Here is a 22,247-nt window from a genome sequence, read left to right on the forward strand (position 1 = left end):
GCATGCGACTTAAGTTCGATAGCGGGCCGGCGCCAACTGGCCATACTCGACGTTCGCCCTTTAATAACAACAAACGTAGGGTTATTCGTCGATGAGTTATCAGCACAGCTACGACCGTTCCATCGCGGCGCCCGCCGATTTCTGGGCCGAGCACGCCCATGACCTGGCTTGGTTTCGCAAACCCACGGAAATCCTTCGCGACAATCCCGATGGCACCCACCAGTGGTTCGCCGACGGGCGCCTGAACAGTTGCTACCTGGCGCTGGATCATCAGATCGACGAGGGCCGCGGCGAGCAGACCGCCCTGATCTACGATTCGCCGGTCACCAACAGCCAGCAGACCTTCACCTTCCGCCAGATGCGCGACGAAGTGGCGCGCCTGGCCGGCTTGCTGCGCGACCTGGGTGTCCAGCAGGGCGACGGGGTGGTGATCTACATGCCGATGGTCCCGCAGGCGGCCATGGCCATGCTCGCCTGCGCCCGCATCGGTGCGGTGCATTCGGTGGTGTTCGGCGGTTTCGCCCCGCATGAGCTGGCGCTGCGTATCGATGATGCACGGCCCACCCTGCTGCTGACGGCGTCGTGCGGCGTCGAGTTTGATCGCGTCATCGAATACAAGCCGCTGGTGGACAGCGCCCTGGAACAATCCAGCCATCAGCCGCGCAAGGTGCTGGTGCTGCAGCGGCCGCAGGTGCGCGCAACCTTGAAGGAAGGTCGCGATCTGGACTGGCAGGCCGCGTTGGCCGATGCCAGGCCGGTGCCGCCGGTGGAACTGGGCGCCGCCGATCCGCTGTACATCATGTACACCTCCGGCACCACCGGAAAACCCAAGGGCATCGTCCGCGAAAACGGCGGTAACGCCGTGGCCCTGCGCTTCGCCATGAAGAACATCTACGGCATGCAGCCGGGTGAAGTGTGGTGGGGCATTTCCGATGTCGGCTGGGTGGTCGGGCACTCGCTGATTGTCTACGGCCCGTTGATGAACGGCTGCACCACGGTGTTCTACGAGGGCAAGCCGATCCGCACCCCGGATGCCGGCGCCTACTGGCGGGTGGTCGAGCAATACCGGGTCAACGGCCTGTTCTGCGCCCCGACGGCCATGCGCGCGATCCGCAAGGAAGACCCGGAAGGCCTGCTGCTGCGCGGCTACGACCTGAGTTCGCTGCGCGAGTTTTTCCTCGCCGGCGAGCGCCTCGATTCCAGCACGCATCAATGGCTGGAAAGCATCAGCGGCAAGACCGTGCACGACCACTGGTGGCAGACCGAAACCGGCTGGCCGGTGACCGCGCCCTGCCTGGGCCTCGATGGCAGCGGCGGCCGCGCAGGTTCGAGCAACCGCGCGGTGCCGGGCTACCACGTGCGGGTGCTGGACGAAGACGGCCAGTTGCTCGGCGCCAACCAGCAGGGCGCCATCGTCATCACCTTGCCGCTGCCGCCGGGTTGCAGCCAGACCTTGTGGGGCGACCATTCGCGTTATCTGGATTCGTACCTCAACACCTTCCCCGGCTACTACCACACCGGCGACGGCGGCTACCTGGATGAAGACGGATTCGTCTACATCATGGGCCGCACCGACGATGTGATTAACGTCTCCGGGCACCGCCTTTCTACCGGCGAGATGGAAGACCTGGTGGCGCGCCATCCGGCCGTCGCCGAGTGCGCCGTGGTTGGTGTGCGCGACGAGATCAAGGGCCAGGTGCCGCTGGCGCTGCTGGTGCTCAAGGACGGGGTTGGGATGGGTGAAGCCCAGTTGCAGGCCGAACTGGTTGCCACCGTGCGCGAGCAGATTGGCGCGCTGGCCTGTTTCAATCAGGTGCGGGTGGTCAAGCGCCTGCCCAAGACCCGCTCGGGCAAGATCCTGCGTGCCGTGCTGCGCAAGATCGCCGACCAGCAGGCCTACACCCCGCCCTCGACCCTGGATGATCCGGCGGTGCTGGTGGAAATCGAGGAAGTGCTGGCGGGGTTGGCGCGGGCGGGTTGACCGGCATGCACCGCGTCAGGCCGGGCCCATCTGCCGTAACTGGCCCAGCCGGCTGCGGGTGCGCGCCAGGTCCGCGACGCTGCCGCCGAGGCTTTGCTCCAGCGGCAGTTCGCCGATCAGCAGCAGTTGCTTGTCGCGGTCGTAGAGCACGTCCACCAGGTTGATGAAGCGCTGTTGCGCGGCGATGGTGCAGTCTTCGAGGTTCGGCAGGTGTTCGATGGTCCAGTGTTCGAAGCGCTGCACGAGGTCCAGGTAGTCGATGACTGCGGTCGCTTGTTCGCAAATGGCGGAGAAGTCGAAAACCACGCTGTGTTCATCGCGTACTCGAGCGTGCAACTGGCGTTTGCCGACGTTCAGCAGCACGTCTTCGGTGATGTCGTTCAGGCCCAGTTGGTGGCGCTGTTGCGGGCTGCCAGGCCACAGGTACAGGCCCTGGGTGAAGCGCTGTTGGGTTCCGGCGCCGGGCAGGGCACGGTAGTCCTGATCGCCGCCGACTTCGAGGACGTCCATGCGCGCTTCGATAAGGCGGATAACCGGCTCGAAACGCTGGTGGTAGAGCGGATTGGGCAGCAATCCCTCGGGGGCGTAGTTGGAGGTCACCAAGACGAAAATTCTGCGCTCGAACAGGGCCTGGAACAGCCGGGTAAGGAGCATGGCGTCGCCGATGTCGTGGACGTGGAATTCGTCGAAACACAGGACCCGGCAATCACCGAGCAGGGCGTCGAGGGTCAGCGCCAGGGCGTCAGGGGCCTGGCGATGGTCGAACATGCCCTGGTGCAGGCGGGCGAAGAAATCATGGAAGTGCAGGCGGCGCTTGGGGATCTCGCCCAGGGCGTTGAAGAAACCGTCGAGCAGCCAGCTTTTGCCGCGCCCGACCTGGCCATGAAGGTACAAGCTGCGGGCCCGGCCAGCGGGAAGGCGGGCGACCTGTTCGGCCATCGCCGCGATCACCCGTTGCTGGCCTTGGCTGAGGGTGTAGCCCTGCTGGCTGGCTTTGTCCCGGAAGTACGCCTGGATCTGGCTGTCCGGCCCTGGCGTCGCGACCGTGGAAGCGCCAAGGCGCTGGCGCAGGGCGTGCAGTGGCGAGCGGAGCCAGGAGAAAACGGGCACGGGCAGGGTTCCTCGTAGAGCGTGAAGCCGGCAGGCAGATAACGAGCGGCGGCAATATTAACCAAATAGTGAAAAGTGCTGCCAGTCGTGTCTTTCGTGCTCGTCGGATAGTTCTTGTACATGAGCTGTACATTTCTTGAGCGGCTGGCAGCTTTGTCCTCGGCTGCTACCCTGAAATTCACGAAGTCCTGTAAGGGACAGGGAGGGCAAGTGAAGGGATGGTCACTGGCGACGCTGTTCGGGCTGTGTGCGGCCCAGGGTGTTGCTGCCACGGAGTTTCTCGTCGAGGTGCGTGTCGACGTTCAGCGCGGCTGTCTGCTGATCCATCAGCCCCGCGAAGCGGCCGCCGAGGCCTTGGGCGTGCTGGACTTTGGCCAGAGCCCACGGCTGGACGATCCTGCTGGGCCGCTGAGCAGCCAGTTGCTGGCGTTGCGTCCGCCGCGGCTGGAGTGCAATCCCGATACCGCCTATCAGATCGAAGTCGATGGCGGCCTGCACGGTGGCACCGGCGAAGTGCGTTATCTGGTGGCCGCAGATCCCAAGGCCAAACCCATTCCCTACCGCTTGTACCAGGATGCTGCCTGGCGCGCGCCGCTGTCGGTCAATACGGCCCAGCATGGGCGTGTACCGGACAGCGGATCGGTTGAACTTCCCCTGTACGCACGTATCGACACTCAAACCGAGCTTCCAAGGACGGGACGTTATTCGGACATGTTGAAGGTGACCGTCACCTGGTGATGGTCACGGTGGCACTGCTTAAGGAGTGAGCAGCATGCAAACGACCCGCATTCTTTTGCTGAGCCTTGGACCACTCCTGCTCAGCACCAGCGTCAACGGCGCGCTGAGTGGCCATATTCAGGCGCGCCTGGTGATTACGTCCGCCTGCCAGATCAGCAGCGAACAGCCCGGCGCGCCTCCTGCCGGCACTGGCGGTGTGCTCGACTTCGGCCAGCAGGGCCCGGTGTGGAACGACACCCTGCGGGCCAATCTCGACGAGCCGGGCGGCAGCAACCTGCAGGTCAGTTGCAATCCGCAGGTGCGTGCTTTCACCGTCACTATCAATGGCGGTGCCAACCCCGATGGCACCACCCGACGCCTGAGCAATGGCGGCGTCCTCATTCCCTACCAGCTTTCCACCGACCCGGCCGGGCGCGCCAACTATGGCATCGGCCAGCAGCTCAACTTTTCCGTGAGCAGTGCGGCGCAGATTCCCATCCCTATCTACGGCGTTGTAACCGCCAACCCCAAAGCCCTGCCTGCGGGCATTTACCGCGACACCCTGACGGTGACGCTGGACTGGTAACAAGGAGTGAACCATGAAACCTCGTCTTTCCCGTGTCCTCTTCGCCGGTGTCGCCCTGGCACTGACTTCCCAGGCCCAGGCGGCCACTGTCACCGGTGTGATCAACGCCACGCTGACGCTGATCGCCAGTTGTCAGGTCAATGGCTCCACCGCCACCAGCGGGGTCAACTTCGGCGCCCTCAACTTCGGCACCCAGAACGCCCTGTTCACCCAGGCTTCGGGCCAGGTGCAGAGCGGCGGCGGGGCGATCAGCGTGCTCTGTTCGAAAGGCGCGATACCGGTGATCAAGGTCGGCCTGGGTAGCCATGACGGTGCCTCGACCGGCGGCACCCGGTCTTTGTCCGATGGCACCAACTTCGTGCCGTATGACTTCTACACCGACGCGGGCACCTCCACGCTGCTGCCGATCAACGGCACCATCACCCTGCCGACCAGCACCGGCGTGGCGCAAACCGTTGACCTGTACGGCAAGGCCGTGGGCAAGGCCGGTTTGCCGCCCGGCGTCTACACCGACACCGTGGCGGTCGAACTGAGCTTCTGAGCCATGCACGGGCGGCTGGCGGTGGCGCTGGCGGCAGTGGTGGCGGCTTCGCCGACGCCACTGGACGCGGCGCTCAGCAGCACGTTCCTGGTCAACGCGACGATCCAGGCGGGGTGCCTGGTGGTCGGCGGGGTGACCACCTACGGCAACCTGGCGTTTGGCAGCTTTTCGGCGCTGTCGAGTGCGGCGGTGACCGCCCAGTTGAGCGGCACCACGGTGACGTTGCAGTGCACCCCCGGCGTGGCGATGACCATGAAGGTCGGCGGTGGGCAGAACAACAACGGCAGCCGCAACCTCAAGCGCAGCACCAGCGCAGATCTGGTGGTTTACCAGTTGTTCAGCGACGCCGGCTTCAGCCAGAGCCTGGGCATCGACCAGACGGTGAACGTCAGCTACAGCGACCCGACGACGATCAAATTGCCGGTATACGCCCGCGCCCAACTGACCGGTGCGGTGCCTGCTGGTAGTTACAGCGACGTGCTGCAAGTGACATTGACCTGGTGAGCCTGTGTTCATCGGGACCATAAGAACAAAGGAGAGTGGCATGGGCACAGAGGCTCAGCGTCGGAATACGTGGGGGGCGAGGCTGGCACTGGGATTGGCGCTGCTGGGGGCAGGCGCGGCGCAGGCGGCGACATCGGTGCTGATCTGGCCGATCGACCCGGTCATCGAGGCCGACAAGCAGGCTGGCGAGTTGTGGCTGGAAAATCGCGGTAGCGAAAGCGCCAACCTGCAGGTGCGGGTTTTCGCCTGGAATCAGGGGGAGTTTGACGATCAGTACCAGAACCAGCGCGAAGTCATCGCCAGTCCGCCGGTGGCGAATATCCCCCCAGGCGGCAAACAACTGATCCGCCTGATCCGCGCCATCGCCCCTCCTGCGGGCCAGGAGAAGGCCTACCGCATTATCATCGACGAAATTCCACCGCCCATGCCGCCAGGCGGTAACGCCGCCGGGCCACAGGCGGCGATCCGCTTCCAGATGCGCTACTCGGTGCCGCTGTTCGTCTACGGCCAGGGTCTTTGGGGCAAGCCGGACCCGAACGGGCAGCGCGACACCGCCGGGGTCGGCAAGCCGCAATTGAGCTGGCGCCAGGTGGCGGTGCAGGGGCGGCCCTACGTCGAGATTCGCAACACCGGCCCGGTGCACGCGCGCCTGACCGACGTGGTCATGCAGCAAGGCGGACAGAACCGGCCAGTGGTCGAAGGGCTGCTCGGTTATGTGCTGCCGGGCGCGACGATGCGCTGGCCGGTACCGTTGCAGGCGTCGGCGGCGACGGTGCTCAAGGGCAGGATCAATGGCAGTGAAGCGGCCCAGACCATAGGTCAGGGGAATTGAATGTGAGCCGTTAAGTGATAGACCGGGGCCACGGAGGCCCAGCCAATGGTGAGATGCAGTGCGTGATGGGCTTTCTGGCCAGTACCCGCCAGCTCGCGCTGGCGGGTGGCATGGCAATGCTCGCGGCGGCCCCGCTGATGGCCGGCGAACTGCCGCCGCCGCCCTCGGGGCTGGAGGCGGTGAGCGATGCCCAGTTGTACCTGGAGCTGGTGATCAACCAGATGAGCAGCGGTAGCGTGGTCGCCGTCCAGCAACGTTCGGGTCATCTGTACATGGCCAGCGCCGACCTGCGCGCCGCCGGCATCGAATTGCCCGGCGAGGTGCCGGAGCAAGTGGCGCTGGACAGCATCGGCGGCCTGCACAGCGACTACGACAGCCAGACCCAGCGCCTGCTGATCGAGGTGCCGCCCGGCTGGCTGCCCAACCAGCGTATCGGTAACCGGGCGTTGTTCGATGGCAGCCAGGCCCACAGCAGCTTTGGTGCGCTGCTGAACTACGACCTCTACCTGAATGACACCGATGACGTCGGCACCAGCCTGTCGGCCTGGAACGAGCTGCGCCTGTTCGACAGTTGGGGCACCTTGTCCACCACCGGCCAGTGGCGCCAGCAGCTCAGCGGCCGCAACTACGACGACAGCCAGCGCGGCTTCCTGCGCTACGACACGACCTTCCGCTACACCGACGAAACGCGCCTGCTGACCTTCGAGGCCGGTGACGTGATCAGCGGCTCACTGCCCTGGACCAGCTCGGTGCGCCTGGGCGGTGTGCAGTTGTCGCGGGACTTCGCGGTACGCCCGGACCTGGTGACCTATCCGCTGCCGGCCTTTGCCGGCGAGGCGGCGGTGCCGTCGTCGGTCGACCTGTTCATCAACGGCTACAAGAGTGCCAGTGCCGACTTGCAACCCGGTCCGTACACCCTGACCAACGTGCCGTATATCAACGGCGCCGGCGAGGCGGTGGTGGTGACCACCGATGCCCAGGGTCGGCAGATCGCCACGACGCTGCCGTTCTATGTCACCAGCACGCTGCTGCAGAAAGGCCTGAGCGACTTCTCGGTGGCCGCCGGTAGCCTGCGCCGTGACTATGGCCTGCGCGATTTTGGCTACGGCCCGGCGCTGACCTCGGCCAGCCTGCGCTATGGCGTCAGCGACAGCTTCACCCTCGAAACCCACGCCGAAGCCGCCGAATCGCTGGCCCTTGGTGGCCTGGGCGGCAACCTGCTGGTGGGCAGTTTCGGGGTAATCAACGCGGCGCTCAGCCAAAGCAGTTTCGAGAGCCGCAGCGGTCGTCAGGCGAGCCTCGGCTACCAGTACAACAGCCAGCGCGTCGGCTTCAATTACCAGCGCCTCGAACGCTACGGTGACTATGCCGATGTGTCCTTGCTGGACAGCCCCTACATCCGCCTCAGCCAGCGCAGCGAACAGGTCACCCTGAGCCTGAACCTGGAGCGCTATGGCAGTTTCGGCGCCGGCTACTTCGACGTGCGTGCCGGCAACGACACCCGCACCCGGCTGCTCAACCTGAGCTGGAGCAAATCGCTGTGGGGCAACACCAGCCTGTACCTGTCGGCCAACCGCGAAGTGGGCGGCGGGCAGTGGGCGACCCAGGCGCAACTGGTGATCCCCTTCGACCTGCGCGGCACCATCAGCCTGAGCATGGAGCGCAACCAAAGCGGCGAGCGCCTGCAGCGGGTCAACTACAGCCGCGGCGTGCCCAGCGAGGGCGGGGTGGGCTTCAATATTGGCTATGCCGGTGGCGACCAGCAGGCCTACCGCCAGGCCGACCTGACCTGGCGCCTGCAATCGGTGCAGCTGCAGGCCGGTACTTACGGCACCAGCGACGCCATGACCCGCTGGGCTGATGCCAGCGGGTCGGTGGTGTGGATGGACGCCGGGCTGTTTGCCGCCAACCGTATCGACGATGCCTTCGTGGTGGTCAGCACCGAGGGCTTCGCCGATGTTCCGGTGCGCTACGAAAACCAGTTGGTCGGTCGTACCGACAGCAAGGGGCATCTGCTGGTGCCGTGGAGCAGCGCCTACTACCGCGGCAAGTACGAGATCGACACGCTCAATCTGCCGGCCAACGTGGTCAGCCAGAATGTCGAGCAGCGCGTCGCGGTGCGCCGTGGCGCCGGTTACCTGCTCAACTTCCCGCTGAACCGGGTGCGGGCGGCCACGGTTGAACTGGTGGATGGCAATCACCAGGACTTGCCGCTGGGCAGCCAGGTCACCCATCGGCAGAGCGGCGCGCTGGCGGTGGTGGGCTGGGACGGGCTGGTGTACCTGGAAGGACTGGCCGACCAGAACACCCTGGAAGTGCAGTTGGCCGGTGGCGCGCGATGCCAGGTGGAGTTCGCGCTGGATGCCGCGCAGGACGACGTGCCGCTGATCGGCCCGTTGGTGTGCCGGTGAAACGCCTGTTGCTGGCGCTCGTCCTGTGCCTGGCCGGGGTGCGGGCCGAGGCCCAGTGCGCGGTGGTGCAGGCCGCCAACGTGGCGTTCGGCAATGTCGCCTCGACCTCGGTCAACACTACCGTGCAGTCCAGCTCCACCGCCAACGCCGGTTTGCGTTGCAGTGGCGCGCTGCTCAGCCTGTTGCGCACCGACGACTTCTTCAAACTGACGCTGACCCCTACGGGGGGCACCACGGGCATGGTCGGGCCGACCGGAGACGTGATCCTCTACACGATCTATGCCGACAACACCACGTCCTACCCGATCACCCGCGGCCAGCCCTTCGACTTCGCCCGCCATGGCATTCTCGAGGCACTGGGCCTGCTGGGCAGCATCGTGCCCAGTACCGTGCCGCTCTACGTCAAGACCCTCACAGGCAGCAACGTTGCTGCGGGCACTTACCAGGAAACCTTCAGCGTGTACTGGGATTGGGACTACTGCTACGGCATCGGTGTGCTCGGTGCGTGCATCGGTCGCCAGGTGTTGACCGGGACCACCTCGATGACCGTGAGTCTGCAGGTGACCGCCGACTGTCAGATCACCACGCCGACCATCAACTTCGGCACGGCGCCGGTGGTCAGCGGTTTTTCCACGGTCAGCCAGAGCGTCAGCCTGTCCTGCACCAAGGGCAGTGCGTATACGGTCGGGCTCAATGACGGGCTTTACGTGTCCGGCGGGCGACGGCGGATGAAGTCTACGGCCAACAACTACCTGGCCTACGACATCTTCAAAAGCGCCACCGCGGTGCGCTGGGGTTCATTGACCACCGCCCGGCGCTCCAGCAGCGACGCCGACATCAACCCCGGCAACGGCACCGGGACTGGCAGCCAGGTGTTCAACTACAACGCCAAGGTCTACACCGACCAGACCACGCCGCCGGCTGCGGCGTATCAGGACAGCGTGATTCTGGATGTGCAGTTTTGAGGGGTGGGGCTCCTGTAGAAATCGAAGTCTCCATCGCTCAAGACCCCACCCGGCACCACCTCATCTAAACCGCCACCGTCTGCGCACTGAACACCGGCGAGTTCTGCCCCCCTGCGTTCTGCACCAGCATCGCCAACGGCTGCAAACCATGGCTGTCGGCCTTGCCGCTGCGCTGGCTGAGGGTCAGGGCGCCGTAGGTGCAGGCGAGGGTGGCGGTGGTGGTTTTGTCGTTGAAGGTCAGGTAGACGTTCAGCCCGTCGGTGGTCCAGGAGAACCCCTGGCTGGCAATGATCCGGCTCGACAGCGCGTCGCTGCGGTTCAACTCCCAGGTGCCGATATTGCTGCCGCGGTTGAAGCTCAGCACGTTGTTGATCTTCGGTCCGCCGCTGCCGCCGCTGACCTGGCTGGTGGAGACGAAGGTCTGCACATAGCCCGGCACGCTGTAGACCTCCTGCGAGGCGGACGCCTGCAAGTTCTGGTGGCCGGTGACCAGCAGGTTGACGGTGCCTGGGGTGTTCAGGCCGATTTTTATGCCCGACACCCCGACCTGGCCGTTGACCGTCTGCGACACCGGGTCGGTCACTGTCCAGGTGCAGGTCACCGGCACATTGGGGTTGGCGCCTTCGAACGGGGCGACCTGGGGTTTCACCGTAAAGCCGCTGATCACCGGCGCATTGGCGATCACGGTGATGGTCTGTTGCTGGCTGGTGACCTTGGCACCTTTGCTGTCATAGCCATCCAGCGTGTAGGTCACGGTGTCGTCCGGTTGCGGATCAGGTAGATAGGCGCTGGCGCTGTCGCCCACGGGAACCGAATAAGGCGTGCCGTTTTTCGCCCAGCTCAGGGTCTGGCGGGTGAGGGCGAAGGTTTCCCAGACCAGTTGCACCGGTGTGCCTTGCTTGATGACGCTCGGCGACAGGCTGATCAGCCGCAAGATGCCCGGCTGTGGCTTGACCTTGACCAGCGCCAGGGTCTTGTAGCCGTCCTGGTAGCCGGGAATGTTGCTCCATTGCAGGTACGCCAGGGTGGTGCCGACGTCCAGTCGGGTGATGATGTTGCCCAGGATGAATTCGAAACTGGCGGCTTCGCCGGTGCCGAGGATCTGCTTGTTCTTCAACTGGTCCGGGGTCAGGGTCCAGCTCGGCGTGCCCTGGGTGTTGGCGCTGATCGACCAGAGGTTGCCGTAGTCCTGCACCGTTCCGCGGGTGAAGGCGATGGCCTTTTCCGCCGAGGTCAGGGCACCGGCGCCGCCTTTGCTGGCGTAGGCGAAGGACAGGGTGAAGCTCGGGGTCTTGCTGCCCCAGCTCACGTCGGCGGGGACGATCGGCGTGTTCGGCGACGGGTTGCTCAGGCGGAAGACCAGGGAGCTGGCCATCGGCGCGTTGTTATTTTCGGTGACGTAGACGCTGTTGCCGCCAGTCACCGCGAAGTCGATGTTCAGCGGCAGCAGCTTGCCCGGGTCGTTCTGCGCCAGCACCGGCAACTGCACCGCGTCGCCGTCGGCGAGGTAGGCGTCGATGCCCAATTGACGCGCGCCGGGCAGTCCGCTGACGCTGAGCCCCGCGAGGCTCACCGCAATGCTTGCGCCGGCCTTGAAGGTCATGCCGGCTTCAAGCGCCAGGCACCACACCGGCCCTTGCGCGGTGTTCTGGAACTGCGCCCGCCAACTGGCGCAGGTCACTTGCACCGAGGCCGGGTCGGCGACCAGGTTGCCGAGAAAGAGATAGAGCAGCGCGGTGTTGCTGTTGGCGTCGTCTTCGGGCAGCGGCAGGCTGCCCGCTAGCGCCATGTCGGCGCCGCTGGTGTTGCTCACGGTGAGCGTCAGCGTCTGGGTCTGACCGAGGTAGACGACCGGTTTGCCATCCGAGTTGACGACGTTGAAATCGAGTCCTGACATGGGTTGTTGCTCCCTTAACCGTTAGTGCGCACCAGCCGCAGCCAGCCTTCTTCGATGCGTTGAGGCGACACCAGCGTGGCGGTCGGAACCGCCGCGCCAGGCGTGTCGCTGGTCCAGGGGGGACCGGCGTTCTGGCGCGTGACCCACTGCCATGAGTAGCCGTTTTCTTCCGGCGTCGGTACCGGCATCACCCTCCCGGCGCCGACCATGGGTGTGGTCAGGAAGGTCACGGCGATGCGGTCCAGGGCCGGTTGCCATTGCGCCCGCGGAATCGAGATGGTCTTCACCGGGAGGATGCCGGAGGTGGCGTTGACCGAGCCGTGCGGGTCGATCAGCAAGGTCAATGTCAGGCCGTTGCCCGGACTGGAGGCGGCCACCGGCCTGACGGCGGTCTTGTCGATGTCTACCGGCACCACGCCGTTGCCGCCGAGCGCGGCGGGCGAATAGAAGGTGGTCCACTGACTCTCGCTGCCGTCTTCGATGAAGTAACCGACCATGCCGTCGTCATACAGACCGAAGTCGCCGAGGCGCACCGGGAAGTTGATGTTGCCGATGCCGGCACTCGGCCGTGGCTGACCCGGTTTCAGGGCGACACTGGCGGCGAAGGCATCCCAACTGCCGTCGGCGGCCGGCTGGCCTTGCAGCTCCAGGCGCAAGGACGCGCGAACCACCGCCAGCGGACGGCCGATCAGCACGCTCAGGCTCGGGTCGGCGGTGGGCGCCGACGGGCCGCTGGCACCACTGGCGTTGTCGAGCGTGGCGAGCAGCGCGTTGAGGAACGACACGCCTTTCGGCTGGTCGTAGAGTGCCCGGACGAAGTTGGCCAGGTACGGGTTGATCGAGGCCATCACCTGAGTGAACGGCAAGGTCCAGTTGTCGCTGCCCGGTGCGCCTTGCCAGCGCGGCCCGAGGGTGTTGAGCGAGCCGATCGGCGCGCCGTTGGCGTCATAGATCGCCAGCGCGTCGTCGAGGTGGTTGAACAGCACCCAGCCGGAGATCGGCGCGTGGCCCTGGTCGCCGCATTCGGCCTGGCCGTCGAGGGCGCTCAGCCAGCGGAATTGCAGGCGTGCCGGCTGGGTAAGGCGGGGCGGCAGGACGATCTTGCCGTTGTCGGCAACGCCGCCGTTGGCCAGGCGCTGCTTGAGTCGTTCGGCGATGATCGGCGTCGGCGCAGGCAAGTCCACCGCCTGGCCGTAGGCATCCACCAAGCGCAGTTTGCTGATTCGCAGCTCACCGGTGCGCAGCGGATTGAAGCCGTTGTTGGGCGCTGGCGAGGCGACGTTGGCCTCGGCGACCTGCGGCGCCACTTGCTTGTTGGTGAAGTTGCGCACGATCAGCGAAGTGCTGAGGGCGTCCATCACCGGCAGTTGCAGGCTCTGGCTGCACATCAGCAGGCCCTGGTTGAAGCCGTTGAGGCTTTGCGCCATGGCTTGCAGGTCGAGTTGCCCGAGGATGCTTTCCAGCACCGGCGCGTTGGGGTCGTCCGGGTAGTTGGCGAGCCAGGTCTTGAGCTGCGATTGCAGGTTGATCTCGGTGCGTCCGGCCAGGGTCACGGTACCGGAATAACTCTGTAGCGCCGATGACGGTTGCAGGCCGGGATTGGCGTTGAAGTCCAGGCCGCCCGGGTCGAGGGTGAAGGACCCGGTGACCGCATCGGCACTGTAGTCGCCGCCGCCGTCCGAGAGGCCGACATGCTGGTACGGCGAGAACTGCACTTCCCAGTTGAGGAAGGTCGGCAGCCACGGTTGCTGCCAGGTCTTCAGGCCCACCGGAGACGGCGCCGTGCCTTGCAGGATGACGTTCGCGTCGTCGGCGTTACTGGCGCCGCGCAAGGCGTGCTGGGCGTCGCTGATCTGTCCTTCCAGTGCGCGGGCGGTCAGCGCGTTGGCCGGTTGCTGACCGCTTGCGCTGACCAGTTGCCGCGCCAGGGCCGGCGCGTGCAGCGGATCGAGGGTCAGGGTCTCGGCCAGCAGCGCGTCCAGTTCAGGCGGGTAGCTGGCGCCGCTCGGTGCTGCTGCCAGGCTGACCTGCGGGGTCACCGTGGCGCCACGCAGTTTCACGCTGTTGACCAACTGGCTGCCGACCCGGCACGCCAGCAGGCCTTCGGGGTGGAAACGGCCGTCGCCACCGTGGCGGGCCGAGGCCTGGGTGGTTGGGCGACCGGCGAGCAGGATCACCGGGTCCGCCGGCTGCCAGTAGCGCGGTGCCGAGGATTCCTTGACCTCCCATGTCGTGCCGAGGCTGGCGCGCAGGGCGGCCAGTGCCGTGGTGATCTGCGCTTGCGTGGTGTCGATGCTGCCGGGGCTGGTCGGCGCGCCGCTCAGGGTCTTGATTGCGGCCAGGTCGTAGTTGCCGATAAAGGCGCGGGCCTGGTCGGCGCTGAGGTTGGTCGGATTGGCCAGGTTGAACTGCAACAGCATGAACTTCGCCCAGTCGATGAACAGTTGCTGGCGCAGCGCGTCGAGGTCGCCGTTCTGTCCATCGAGGCTGCGTTGCAGGCGGTTGATCTGTTCCAGTTGCGCGGCGGCGGCATCGGGCAACTGGCCGTTGCTGCCGGCCGGGGTGGCGCCCGGCGCGGTGATCTGGCGAGCCACCCATACGGTGCCGCCCGGCAGCGCCGAGAAGCCCGATTGATGCACGGCATCATCGGCGGCGGCAGCACCGCCGACCTTGCCCAGTTCGGCGAGCATGCCTTGCTGGAACACGTTGAGCAGGGTTTCCAGGTCGGCCACACCGGGGTTGCGCGCTTGCAGCAGGGCCGCCACCGCTTCGGCGGTGTTGTCGGCGATGACCACGTCGATGCCGCCGGCGCTCGGCGGGGTCAGCCAGGCGCGCTCCGGGTCCCAGCTCAGGCCGCCGAGCTGGCCGCTGCAGACGGTGCGGTCCGGCACATCAGCAGTATTGCTCACGCTCCAGTTCAGGCGCTGGGCGATAAAGGCCTGACGGGCTTCGACGCTGGTCGCTTCCTTCGGGTACACCAGCGCGCCCAGCGGATCGTCGCTGCTGTCGGCGTACCAGCCAACCACCGAGTACGACAGCGGGGTTTCCGCGGTGAAGCCCTGGGCCTGGGCATCGTCCAGCGGGTCCCAGAACGAGAACACGTTGGGGCAGTGCGGATACGCCGCTGCATAGGACGGCGTGCCGTAGCCGACCGTGGTGTTGCTGCTGGCGTAGGTCGCGGCCTTGCGCCCGGCCCAGTCGGCCTGGCGATAGACCCGCCCCTGGTACATGAACGGCTTGCCCGGGCTGCTCGGGTCCGGGGTGATCGGCACCGCCCGCGAGGCGATGTTTTGCGGCAGGCTGGCGTCGCGCTGGGTTTGCAACTGGTCGCTCTCGATCACCCAGGCATTCTGCTGGGTGCTGCCGTCGGCACCCGCAATACGGGTCACCATCCACAGGTTGGGCGCCTGAAGAAACTCGACCTTGCCCGAGCCATCGGTGCCGCCACGGTTGATGCTGTCGGGCAAGGCCCAGTGCAGGTGGATGCCGGGCTGCATGGCCTCGGTGCCATTGACCGAGTCGAACGGCCGGGGCAGCAGGGGCTCGGCCAGGTAAGGGCCGGCGTCGCCGGACCAGGGCATCAGCGAGAAGTCGCTGGCCACCGCGGCGAAGGTGTTTACCGTCGCAGCATCGGGCACGCCGATGACCAGCGCGGTCACGTCGATGGGAACGATCAGGCCGCTGCCGCTCATGCCGATGCCTCCTGGGTGGTGTTTTTGAAGCGGACCGTCTGGACGCCCTCGACCAGTTCAAGGGCGAACTCCGCAGGCGTGAAGGGGCGTTGCTGCTGGGTGCCAGGCACCAGGTTGGCGTTGTTGGCGACCAGTGCGGTTTCCAGTGCCTTGGCCAGGTCGGCGATTTTCAGTACGCGCTTGCCGCCACCGGCGCTGCGGTAGGTCACCGCTACGCTGGCCTTGTCCACCTGATCGCCGGGCCGGGTGTTGGGCTGCGCGCCGGCCGGTACGGTGACGTAGCGCAGCGACTTGCTGGTCTGGCCGATATCGACGCCGAAGTGCATTGCCTCGGACGGCTCGCCGATGTCCACATAGCTGATCTGGCCGGTGGTCATGTACAGCAGCACCGTTGGCGAGAGCACATCCTGGCGCAGTACGCCGGTCAGGCGATTGTGGTTGGCGTCATAGGCGCGGACTTCGATGCCGGGCCAGCCGGCGACCACGTTCGAGCGCAGGACAAAGCCGCTCACCGTGCCGGCAGGTGCGACCGCTGCGTACAGCTGCGCCACCAGCCGCGCATCGAGGGCAGCGTCGCGGGTGCTGGAGCGGCCGATGCTGGTGGCGCCTTCGAACAGCGCGTTGATCCAGTTGGGATCGAGCACGAAGAAGCGGATTGATTCGGCCGGCAGCATGGCTTCATCCGGCACCAGATAGCCGAACGGCACGCCTTTGAGCACCGCGAGTTTGCTCAGCCATTCGGTAATCGCGCCGGGCACCGGGGCGCTGTCGGGCGGGGCGGCCAAAAGGTTCGCGCGGCTGGTCACCGATTGCACCGAGAACAGCTGGCTGTTGCGTTGGGCGAGCAGGGTCATTGGTCTTGCTCCGCAGAAGGGCTGGAAGAGCGGGCGCACTGCGCGCTGAGGGATTCGGCGATCAGGCCGATGGCCAGGCCGCGCAGTCCGCTGCGGCCGACGGGCGCTGCTGCCGCGCCGCTGCGCAGTGCCGAAGAGGCGTGCAGGCGTTGGGTCAGGGCCAGGGTTTCGTTGTGCTGGGCCTCGGCGCGGGCTTCATTGCGTTTCCACCCATAGAGCGTGCTGGCGTAGAGGTTGTTTTGCAGGCCGAGGCCGCGGCCGATCTGCCAGGCGGCGGCGTAGGTGACGTCCATCAGGCCGGTGGCCGGGTCGAAGCTCACCGCCTGGTCGGCGACTACCAGCGGTGTGGCGGCCGGCGGTGGCACGATCACCGGCACCGAGGCAAACGGCAGCAGCGGGCCGCGTAGCCACGACACCGTGTTGTCGCCGAGGCGGGTGTGGTGGTTCAGTGCCGTGTAGCCCATGGCGAAGGCGTTGGCCACGGTCTGTTGCACGGGGCTGGTGCTGCTGGCCGGGGCCGGACGCCGCAGCGGCGCGCAGTCCACCGCTTCGAGGTAGCCGCTGAAAGTTTCCTGCGGGTCCAGCGAGGTGAACTTCCAGTTGGCCAGCGATACCAGGCGCAGGGTCTGCGCGGTGCCGCCGCTGGCCAGGGTCAGCGGCGCAGCGGTTTCGCCATCGGCGGTCGGCAGGAAGCGCGCCAGGCCTTCCAGCGAAACCAGATGGACCACGCACTGGCGGTTCGGCGCCGGCAGGCGGTTGCCCACCACCACCGAGAACGAACCTTCCTGCTCGGCTTCATCTTCGGCCTGCTTGCTGGTCAGCGATACGCTGCGCGCATGGGCCAGCCAGTCCAGTTCGTCGAGGGTCGGCGCGATGGCGGCGAACAGGTCTGCCGGCACATCGATGACCTGGCACAGGTCCCACCAGTTTTCCCCGGTGGACAGGGTGAAGGCCGGCGCCTTGCCATCGGCGCCGCTGAGCAGCGCGTAGCCGTCGGGGTAGCTGGCGGTGGTGGCCGGCAGGGTGCTGGTGGACGGCGTGCCCTGGCTCGCGGCGTCTTCGGCGCTGCGGTAAAACGGCTTGCGTTGCAGGTCGCCGGCCTGCACCGATTGCAGGGTCGGCGCTTCGTCGGTTTCGAACAGCAGCAGGGCCAGCCACGAGGCGTTGTCGGCTTCAAGTTCCGGCGAACGCTCCCAGGGCAGGGTGCGCCGGGCGAAGATCACATGGGGCAGCACATTCTGGTATTCGCCCTGGTTGTCCGCAGGCGGAAACCGCGACACCAGCTCATCGGGGTTGAGGCTGAAACGCTCGCCACGCACGGCGAAGCGCCGGCTGTTGACGAAGGCTTCATCGAACGCCGCCTTGGCTCCGGCCTTGGGGTCGGTGTTTTGCAGGTGTTGAGTGACGGTGATGCTGTAGTCGCCGGCCATCAGGGGCGGCAGCCAATGCGCGACGAACTGGACGGTGCCGTCGCTCAGGGGCGTGGTCGTGGCGCTGGTCATGGACGGGCTGCTCCGGAAGTGGACGAGGAAGGTTGGGCGCCGAGCACCGACAGCACCGGTGCGTGGAGCAAGGTGTTGGCGGCGTTGGCGGCCAGCGCGCTGACATCGACGCTGGTCGCGGTGGTCAGGCCATCGACGGCCAGTTGCGCGAGAATCGCCGAGCGCGCGGCGCTGACGGTCGGGTCGACCAGGGCCTTGGTGAACACCGGCAGGGTGTCGGTTTGCGGGTAGCCGCTGGCGGTGGGCACGCTGGGCACGGGCCAGACCACGCTGCGCTGGTCTTCGATTTCCTCGCGCAGCACACCGAGGTCGATGGGCAGCGGCGTCACGTCGGGGTTGTCGGTCTTGGCGGCGATGCGCAGGCCGGTCATGGCGTTGGGCACGCTGCGCGCCGCGGTGTCGTTGAGGTTGGCCAGGCTCGGGTCCAGCGCGGCGGTGGTCGACCAGGTCGCCGAGGGCAGGTTTTCCAGCACCGCGCTGACGTCCACACGGATATCTTCGGCGCTCATTTCGCCGTCGAGCTTGCTGATCACCACGGTGTGGCTGGAGGCGAAGTTGGCATTGTTCACGCCGACCGGGCCAACGCCGAAATCGGTGTTGCTCGCGGCGATGTTCTGGACCGCGCCGGAGCCGGTGTAGCTGGCCTGCTTGCTCGGCACTGCGGACCAGGTGGTCAGCTCGAAGCGCTCCGGGTCGAGCACCCAGTCCATGCCGCCGACGCCCTTGAGGTCTTGCAGCATGCCGTTGGCTACGCGCACCAGGCACACCGAGTCGGTCTGTTTGACCGGCGTGCTGTCGTTCAGGCTCTGTGGCAGATCGGCCAGCAGCAGGCGGTGCGGTGCGTTTTTCGGCGGGGCATCGCCGCCACCGGGCAGGAACGAACTCTTGAAGTCGCTCCAGTCGATGGGCGTGACCTGGCTGTTGGCGCTGTCGCCGAAACTGATGGTGATGCTGATGACAAACAGGTCGGCGGTGGCGGTGCCGGCGAAAACCGGGCCCCACAGGTGAACCTGCACGCCGACGTTGACGCTGACGGTGAACGAGGTGATGCCCAGGTTGACCTTGTACGACGCGCCAAGGCTGATGCCGATGCTGGCGTCATAGTGAAACGGTTTCCAGCCTAGCAGGAAGTCCACCCAGGCCTTGAACCAGGCACGCAGGTCGCCGCTCTGCCAGACCGCTTCGAGGCTGCCGCCAGCCATGACCGCCGACGGCACCAGGGCGAAGTACAGGCCGCCCTTGACGGTCAGTTCCGAGGTCACGTTCCAGTTGAAGCCCAGGCGCGGTACGTCGGGGTACCAGCTTGGCTTGCTGTACGCCGGGTGATAGCCGCCCAGCGATACCACGAAGTCGCCGGCCTTGTAGCCGTTCGGGTCGTCCGGGTTGTCCTTGGTCCAGGCCGCCACGACAAAGCCGCCGGTCAGGTGGCAGTCCTTGGCCAGGATGTACGAGTTGGCGGTCAGTTGCGCGCCGAGGAACAGCGTGCCGCGATTGAAGTTGTAGTCGGCCTTGAGCACCAGTTCGGCATAACCGATGGGCGAGGGGGTGGCCGGTGGCACCGACACCGTGGCCAGGCCCAGCAGGGCGATCTCGAATTCGTTGCCGAGCTTGCCGGTGGCCAGCAGGAAACCCTTGATCATCTGGAACGAGGCGACCCGCACGCCCAGCGCCAGGAAGTACTCGCCGTAACGGGGCGGCACGTAGTTGTGCATGACTTTCAGGGCTTGCGACGGGTCTTTGCCGGCGAACGGCGAGTCGCCGTTGACTGCGGCGATCAGCGGCATCTGGTCAAGCGTGTCGAGGCCCGGAATGACCAGGTCGCGGTTGAAACCGAAGCCCGCGGCCAGCGCGTCCACCTGCAGGAACGGCGGGCCGCCGATCGGCGCGGACAGCACCGCGTAGGCGAACAGCGATGGCGAGCCGTCGAGCGAGGCATAGGACGCCAGCGCCGATAGCTGGAACTGTGGAAGCTTGAGCAGCAACTGGCCGTCGTACTCGATCAGTTCCTGGCCCTTGTCGTCTTCGGTCACCACTTTGAGCAGGCCACCGGCGATGGTCACCGAGGCATTGCTGTAGCCGATGAACACGCCGTCGAGGCTGGCGCCGTCGGGGATCGGCGGCAGCACCGGGCGGAAGGCGATCGAGGCGCCCATCAGCTCGATATTGATGCCGCCCATGGCGAAGCCGCCGTCGAGCATCAGCCACACGCGCTGATCGCGGTAGACCACGCCGACCCGGCTGAGGGAGATCGGGCCGAAGCTCTTCTGCACATTGACCCACTTGCCCTGGGCCTTGGAGTTGCCCGCCGGGGTCGGTGCGTTGGCCGCGACGTCGGCGTCGGCCAATAGCGCCTGTTTGGGTTTTTCCGGTTGGGCGAACGCCAGTTGCAGCGGCTTGGCCGCCTTGCCGCCAAGCATCAGGTTGGCCGACAGCACCACCCGGCCCGTGGCGCTGAGCGCAGGCACCACCGGCAGTCCTTCGGGGATCACCGCGTTGACTGCGGTGATCTCATCGGCGCTGAACACGCCAGAGGCGATAACCAGGCTCATGCCGTTCAGGCCGATGTTCTCGATGGCCGCCAGGTGGCTGCCGACCACCGGCAACTGCGAGATATCGGCTTCCACCTGGATATCGACTACGGCCGCGTACAGCCGTCCGGTGGTGGCTGCGGGTACGCAGACCAGGCTCACCGCCACGCTGTCGGTGCTGGCGGTGAGCACCAGTTGCGACTTGTTGAAGTCGTAGGTGAAAGACGCCTGTTTGAGTACCGGCAACAGCTCCGCCGGTACTCCGGACAGGTCGATGGCGAAGGTCTGCGCCACGTCGACCAGGGCCAGGGTCTTGCCCGCCGTGGGCACCAGTTCGGCGCGCAGCAGCTTGACCTTGCTGTCCTGGGTGAAGGTGACCTTGAAGGTCGCGGCGCCGATCACCACTTCGCCGGTGAAGTTGCCTTGCCAGGCGGTTTTCGGTTTTGACAGTTCGATGTCGACGCTGAAGTCCAGACTGACGCCGGCAATCGGGAAGCTGCCTTCGCAGGCGAAGGTGAAGTCCGAGGCGCCGGTGTCGAGGCTGACCGCCAGGTTTTTCAGCTTGAATTCGTTGAGGGAGGCGGGGCAGGTCACGCCGAAGCTCGAGGCCAACTGGCTGAGCAGTTTGCCGACGTCGATGCTCTGGTCTTTGCCGGTGCTGCCGCTGATCTGCCAGCCCTTGCCGTAGACCGCAGCCACCTCGATACCGACTTCGGCCAGGGTCAGCTCGGCGTTCATCTTGCCGGTGGTGGCCTCGGCGCTCTTGTCGATGTTGACGCTGACCTTGTCCAGCGCCAGTGGCCCCGCACTGAACACGTCGTTCATGGCCAGGGCAAAGCCGTAGCTGCCCTCGCTCGGCACGGTGCTGAAGGCCAGCGTGGTCACGGTAGTATCGGGGAAACCGCTGGCATCGCCGAGGTACTGGGTCACGACATCGCGGATCTTCACCGGGGTGTCCGCCGACAGCTTGCCGCCCACGTCCAGCGGTGGCAGCGAGACGGCCAGCAGCAGGTCGGCGGGTTTGCTGTTGAAGGTGAAGGGCAGGGTCGCGGCGACACTGGACGACAGCAGCTTGCCTTGTTGCCAGTCGAAGGCGATGTCGACGCTGTTCAGCACCAGATTGGCCAAGGGCAGGCTCGCCACTTGTGTGGTGACCGTCGCCGCCGCGGCGTCACCGGCGATCAGCCCGGCGAGGGCGGCCAGCGCCGGTTGCTGGCCAGCGTCGCCTTTCACCGCGATGGCAACCTGGCTGCTGCCATTGAGATTGACGCTGACGGCCCACAACTGGCCGCCAATCTGCAGGCTGCCGTCGACCCTCCCACTGAGCTGGGTGACGGGTTTGTCATCCGCCACTTTGCTGTCGCTGGCCAGGGTCACCGAGGCATTTTTCAGGCTCGGCCCGCCCTGGACCAGCGTCCAGTCGCCATTGACCCCGGTGGTCACGTCGCAGCGGGTCTCGGCGGCGTCACCGTAACTGGCCTGGACCTCGATCTGGCTGAACGGCATGTTGCTGAACAACGGCAGGTCCACCGGCAGCCAGCCGCCGAAGCGATTACGAAAGGCGAAATTGCCCACCGCCAGCAACGGCAGGTTGCTGTCTGGCGGGGTCAGTTGCAGCACCAGCGCGTCGTCGTCATCGAGGTTGCCGCTGAAGCCGATCACGCTCTTGCCCTGGGTCACGCTGGCAGCTGTTTCGAGGCTGAAGGTGATGGCGGCGCCTTGCGCGGTCTGGGTGAAGGTCAGGCTCAGTTGGCTGATTGCCGCATTGGCGGCCAGCCCGGTGAGGGTCCAGTCACCGCTGGGCGTGCCGCTGACACTGAAGCTGCGCGGCCAGTCGCTGCCAACCGCACCGATATCGGCATCGGCCAGGCTGACGTTGCTGGCGCCGAACAGGGTGTCCAGTGCGCTGATGCCGGTGGTGTCGGCACCGAGGGCGAGGGTGCCGCTGGCGTCCTTTTTCTGCGTGAGCTGGGCCTGTAACTGGCTCAGGTCCGGTGAAACGTTGTTCATGGCGGTCATGCGGGGGTGCCTCCGAGAGAGATCGGTCCGCTGCAGGAAGGGAGTCCTGTACATCCTTGTGGGCCATGGCCCGGCTGATTGCCGGCGCCGAGCAGGGGCGCCGCGGTG

General features: G+C 66.1%; 14 protein-coding genes. 8 read left to right on the forward strand and 6 right to left on the reverse strand.

Translation table 11 applies throughout. From position 1 onward, the window contains the following. Window positions 1–91 precede the first annotated feature (91 nt). A complete protein-coding gene (locus tag HWV67_RS02990; protein ID WP_110970080.1) occupies window positions 92–1,981 on the forward strand; it encodes a propionyl-CoA synthetase in 1,890 nt (629 codons plus the stop codon). A 15-nt stretch (window positions 1,982–1,996) separates the two neighbouring features. On the opposite strand, the gene zapE is transcribed toward HWV67_RS02990, so the two are convergent. Continuing rightward, window positions 1,997–3,091, reverse strand: coding sequence for a cell division protein ZapE (gene zapE / locus HWV67_RS02995; protein WP_175649856.1), 1,095 nt, complete (start codon window positions 3,089–3,091; stop codon window positions 1,997–1,999). A 210-nt stretch (window positions 3,092–3,301) separates the two neighbouring features. Between zapE and HWV67_RS03000 the strand changes: the two genes are divergently transcribed. From HWV67_RS03000 to HWV67_RS03030, 7 genes are all read left to right on the forward strand, one after another. Then, window positions 3,302–3,829 (forward strand): Csu type fimbrial protein, encoded by a 528-nt coding sequence (locus HWV67_RS03000; RefSeq protein WP_444851800.1) that lies wholly within the window; start codon window positions 3,302–3,304, stop codon window positions 3,827–3,829. Window positions 3,830–3,863: 34 nt separating this feature from the next. Then, window positions 3,864–4,394, forward strand: coding sequence for a Csu type fimbrial protein (locus HWV67_RS03005; protein ID WP_175649858.1), 531 nt, complete (start codon window positions 3,864–3,866; stop codon window positions 4,392–4,394). A 13-nt stretch (window positions 4,395–4,407) separates the two neighbouring features. Then, a complete protein-coding gene (locus tag HWV67_RS03010; RefSeq protein WP_175649859.1) occupies window positions 4,408–4,935 on the forward strand; it encodes a Csu type fimbrial protein in 528 nt (175 codons plus the stop codon). Between the two features lie 3 nt (window positions 4,936–4,938). Continuing rightward, the gene (locus HWV67_RS03015) at window positions 4,939–5,439 is read left to right on the forward strand and encodes a Csu type fimbrial protein (protein ID WP_175649860.1); all 501 of its coding nucleotides are present in this window, start codon (window positions 4,939–4,941) and stop codon (window positions 5,437–5,439) included. 40 nt (window positions 5,440–5,479) lie between these two features. Continuing rightward, window positions 5,480–6,271: a fimbrial biogenesis chaperone gene (locus tag HWV67_RS03020; protein WP_175649861.1), complete on the forward strand. Its 792-nt coding sequence runs from the start codon at window positions 5,480–5,482 to the stop codon at window positions 6,269–6,271. A gap of 116 nt (window positions 6,272–6,387) precedes the next feature. After that, complete coding sequence (locus HWV67_RS03025) at window positions 6,388–8,682, forward strand: fimbria/pilus outer membrane usher protein (protein WP_175650956.1); 2,295 nt, start codon at window positions 6,388–6,390, stop codon at window positions 8,680–8,682. Then, window positions 8,679–9,647, forward strand: coding sequence for a Csu type fimbrial protein (locus tag HWV67_RS03030; protein WP_371929268.1), 969 nt, complete (start codon window positions 8,679–8,681; stop codon window positions 9,645–9,647). Before HWV67_RS03025 ends, HWV67_RS03030 begins: the two co-directional genes overlap by 4 nt. A 64-nt stretch (window positions 9,648–9,711) precedes the next feature. Here the strand turns inward: HWV67_RS03030 and HWV67_RS03035 are convergent, their stop codons facing one another. Genes HWV67_RS03035 through HWV67_RS03055 form a run of 5 tightly spaced genes read right to left on the reverse strand, consistent with a single transcriptional unit; the run spans window position 9,712 to window position 22,139 of the window. Continuing rightward, a complete protein-coding gene (locus HWV67_RS03035) occupies window positions 9,712–11,544 on the reverse strand; it encodes a hypothetical protein (protein ID WP_175649863.1) in 1,833 nt (610 codons plus the stop codon). 14 nt (window positions 11,545–11,558) lie between these two features. Then, complete coding sequence (locus tag HWV67_RS03040; RefSeq protein WP_175649864.1) at window positions 11,559–15,236, reverse strand: hypothetical protein; 3,678 nt, start codon at window positions 15,234–15,236, stop codon at window positions 11,559–11,561. Further along, window positions 15,233–16,090 (reverse strand): hypothetical protein, encoded by an 858-nt coding sequence (locus HWV67_RS03045; RefSeq protein ID WP_175649865.1) that lies wholly within the window; start codon window positions 16,088–16,090, stop codon window positions 15,233–15,235. The genes HWV67_RS03040 and HWV67_RS03045 overlap by 4 nt, the downstream gene beginning before the upstream one ends. Further along, window positions 16,087–17,592, reverse strand: a complete 1,506-nt coding sequence (locus HWV67_RS03050) for a hypothetical protein (RefSeq protein ID WP_175649866.1) — start codon at window positions 17,590–17,592, stop codon at window positions 16,087–16,089. Before HWV67_RS03050 ends, HWV67_RS03045 begins: the two co-directional genes overlap by 4 nt. Continuing rightward, complete coding sequence (locus HWV67_RS03055) at window positions 17,589–22,139, reverse strand: DUF6603 domain-containing protein (protein WP_175649867.1); 4,551 nt, start codon at window positions 22,137–22,139, stop codon at window positions 17,589–17,591. Before HWV67_RS03055 ends, HWV67_RS03050 begins: the two co-directional genes overlap by 4 nt. Window positions 22,140–22,247 lie beyond the last annotated feature (108 nt).

The sequence above is a fragment of the Pseudomonas sp. Marseille-P9899 genome (genome assembly GCF_903166565.1).
GTDB lineage: Bacteria > Pseudomonadota > Gammaproteobacteria > Pseudomonadales > Pseudomonadaceae > Aquipseudomonas > Aquipseudomonas huaxiensis.

Bases quoted from the DNA above. Each gene is read 5' to 3' on its own strand.
- HWV67_RS03025 (WP_175650956.1), top strand. From the start codon at position 6,388: ATGCTCGCGGCGGCCCCGCTGATGGCCGGCGAACTGCCGCCGCCGCCC.
- HWV67_RS03020 (WP_175649861.1), top strand. From the start codon at position 5,480: ATGGGCACAGAGGCTCAGCGTCGGAATACGTGGGGGGCGAGGCTGGCA.
- HWV67_RS03045 (WP_175649865.1), bottom strand. From the start codon at position 16,090: ATGACCCTGCTCGCCCAACGCAACAGCCAGCTGTTCTCGGTGCAATCG.
- HWV67_RS03040 (WP_175649864.1), bottom strand. From the start codon at position 15,236: ATGAGCGGCAGCGGCCTGATCGTTCCCATCGACGTGACCGCGCTGGTC.
- HWV67_RS03035 (WP_175649863.1), bottom strand. From the start codon at position 11,544: ATGTCAGGACTCGATTTCAACGTCGTCAACTCGGATGGCAAACCGGTC.
- HWV67_RS02990 (WP_110970080.1), top strand. From the start codon at position 92: ATGAGTTATCAGCACAGCTACGACCGTTCCATCGCGGCGCCCGCCGAT.
- HWV67_RS03055 (WP_175649867.1), bottom strand. From the start codon at position 22,139: ATGACCGCCATGAACAACGTTTCACCGGACCTGAGCCAGTTACAGGCC.
- HWV67_RS03015 (WP_175649860.1), top strand. From the start codon at position 4,939: ATGCACGGGCGGCTGGCGGTGGCGCTGGCGGCAGTGGTGGCGGCTTCG.
- HWV67_RS03010 (WP_175649859.1), top strand. From the start codon at position 4,408: ATGAAACCTCGTCTTTCCCGTGTCCTCTTCGCCGGTGTCGCCCTGGCA.
- HWV67_RS03005 (WP_175649858.1), top strand. From the start codon at position 3,864: ATGCAAACGACCCGCATTCTTTTGCTGAGCCTTGGACCACTCCTGCTC.
- HWV67_RS03050 (WP_175649866.1), bottom strand. From the start codon at position 17,592: ATGACCAGCGCCACGACCACGCCCCTGAGCGACGGCACCGTCCAGTTC.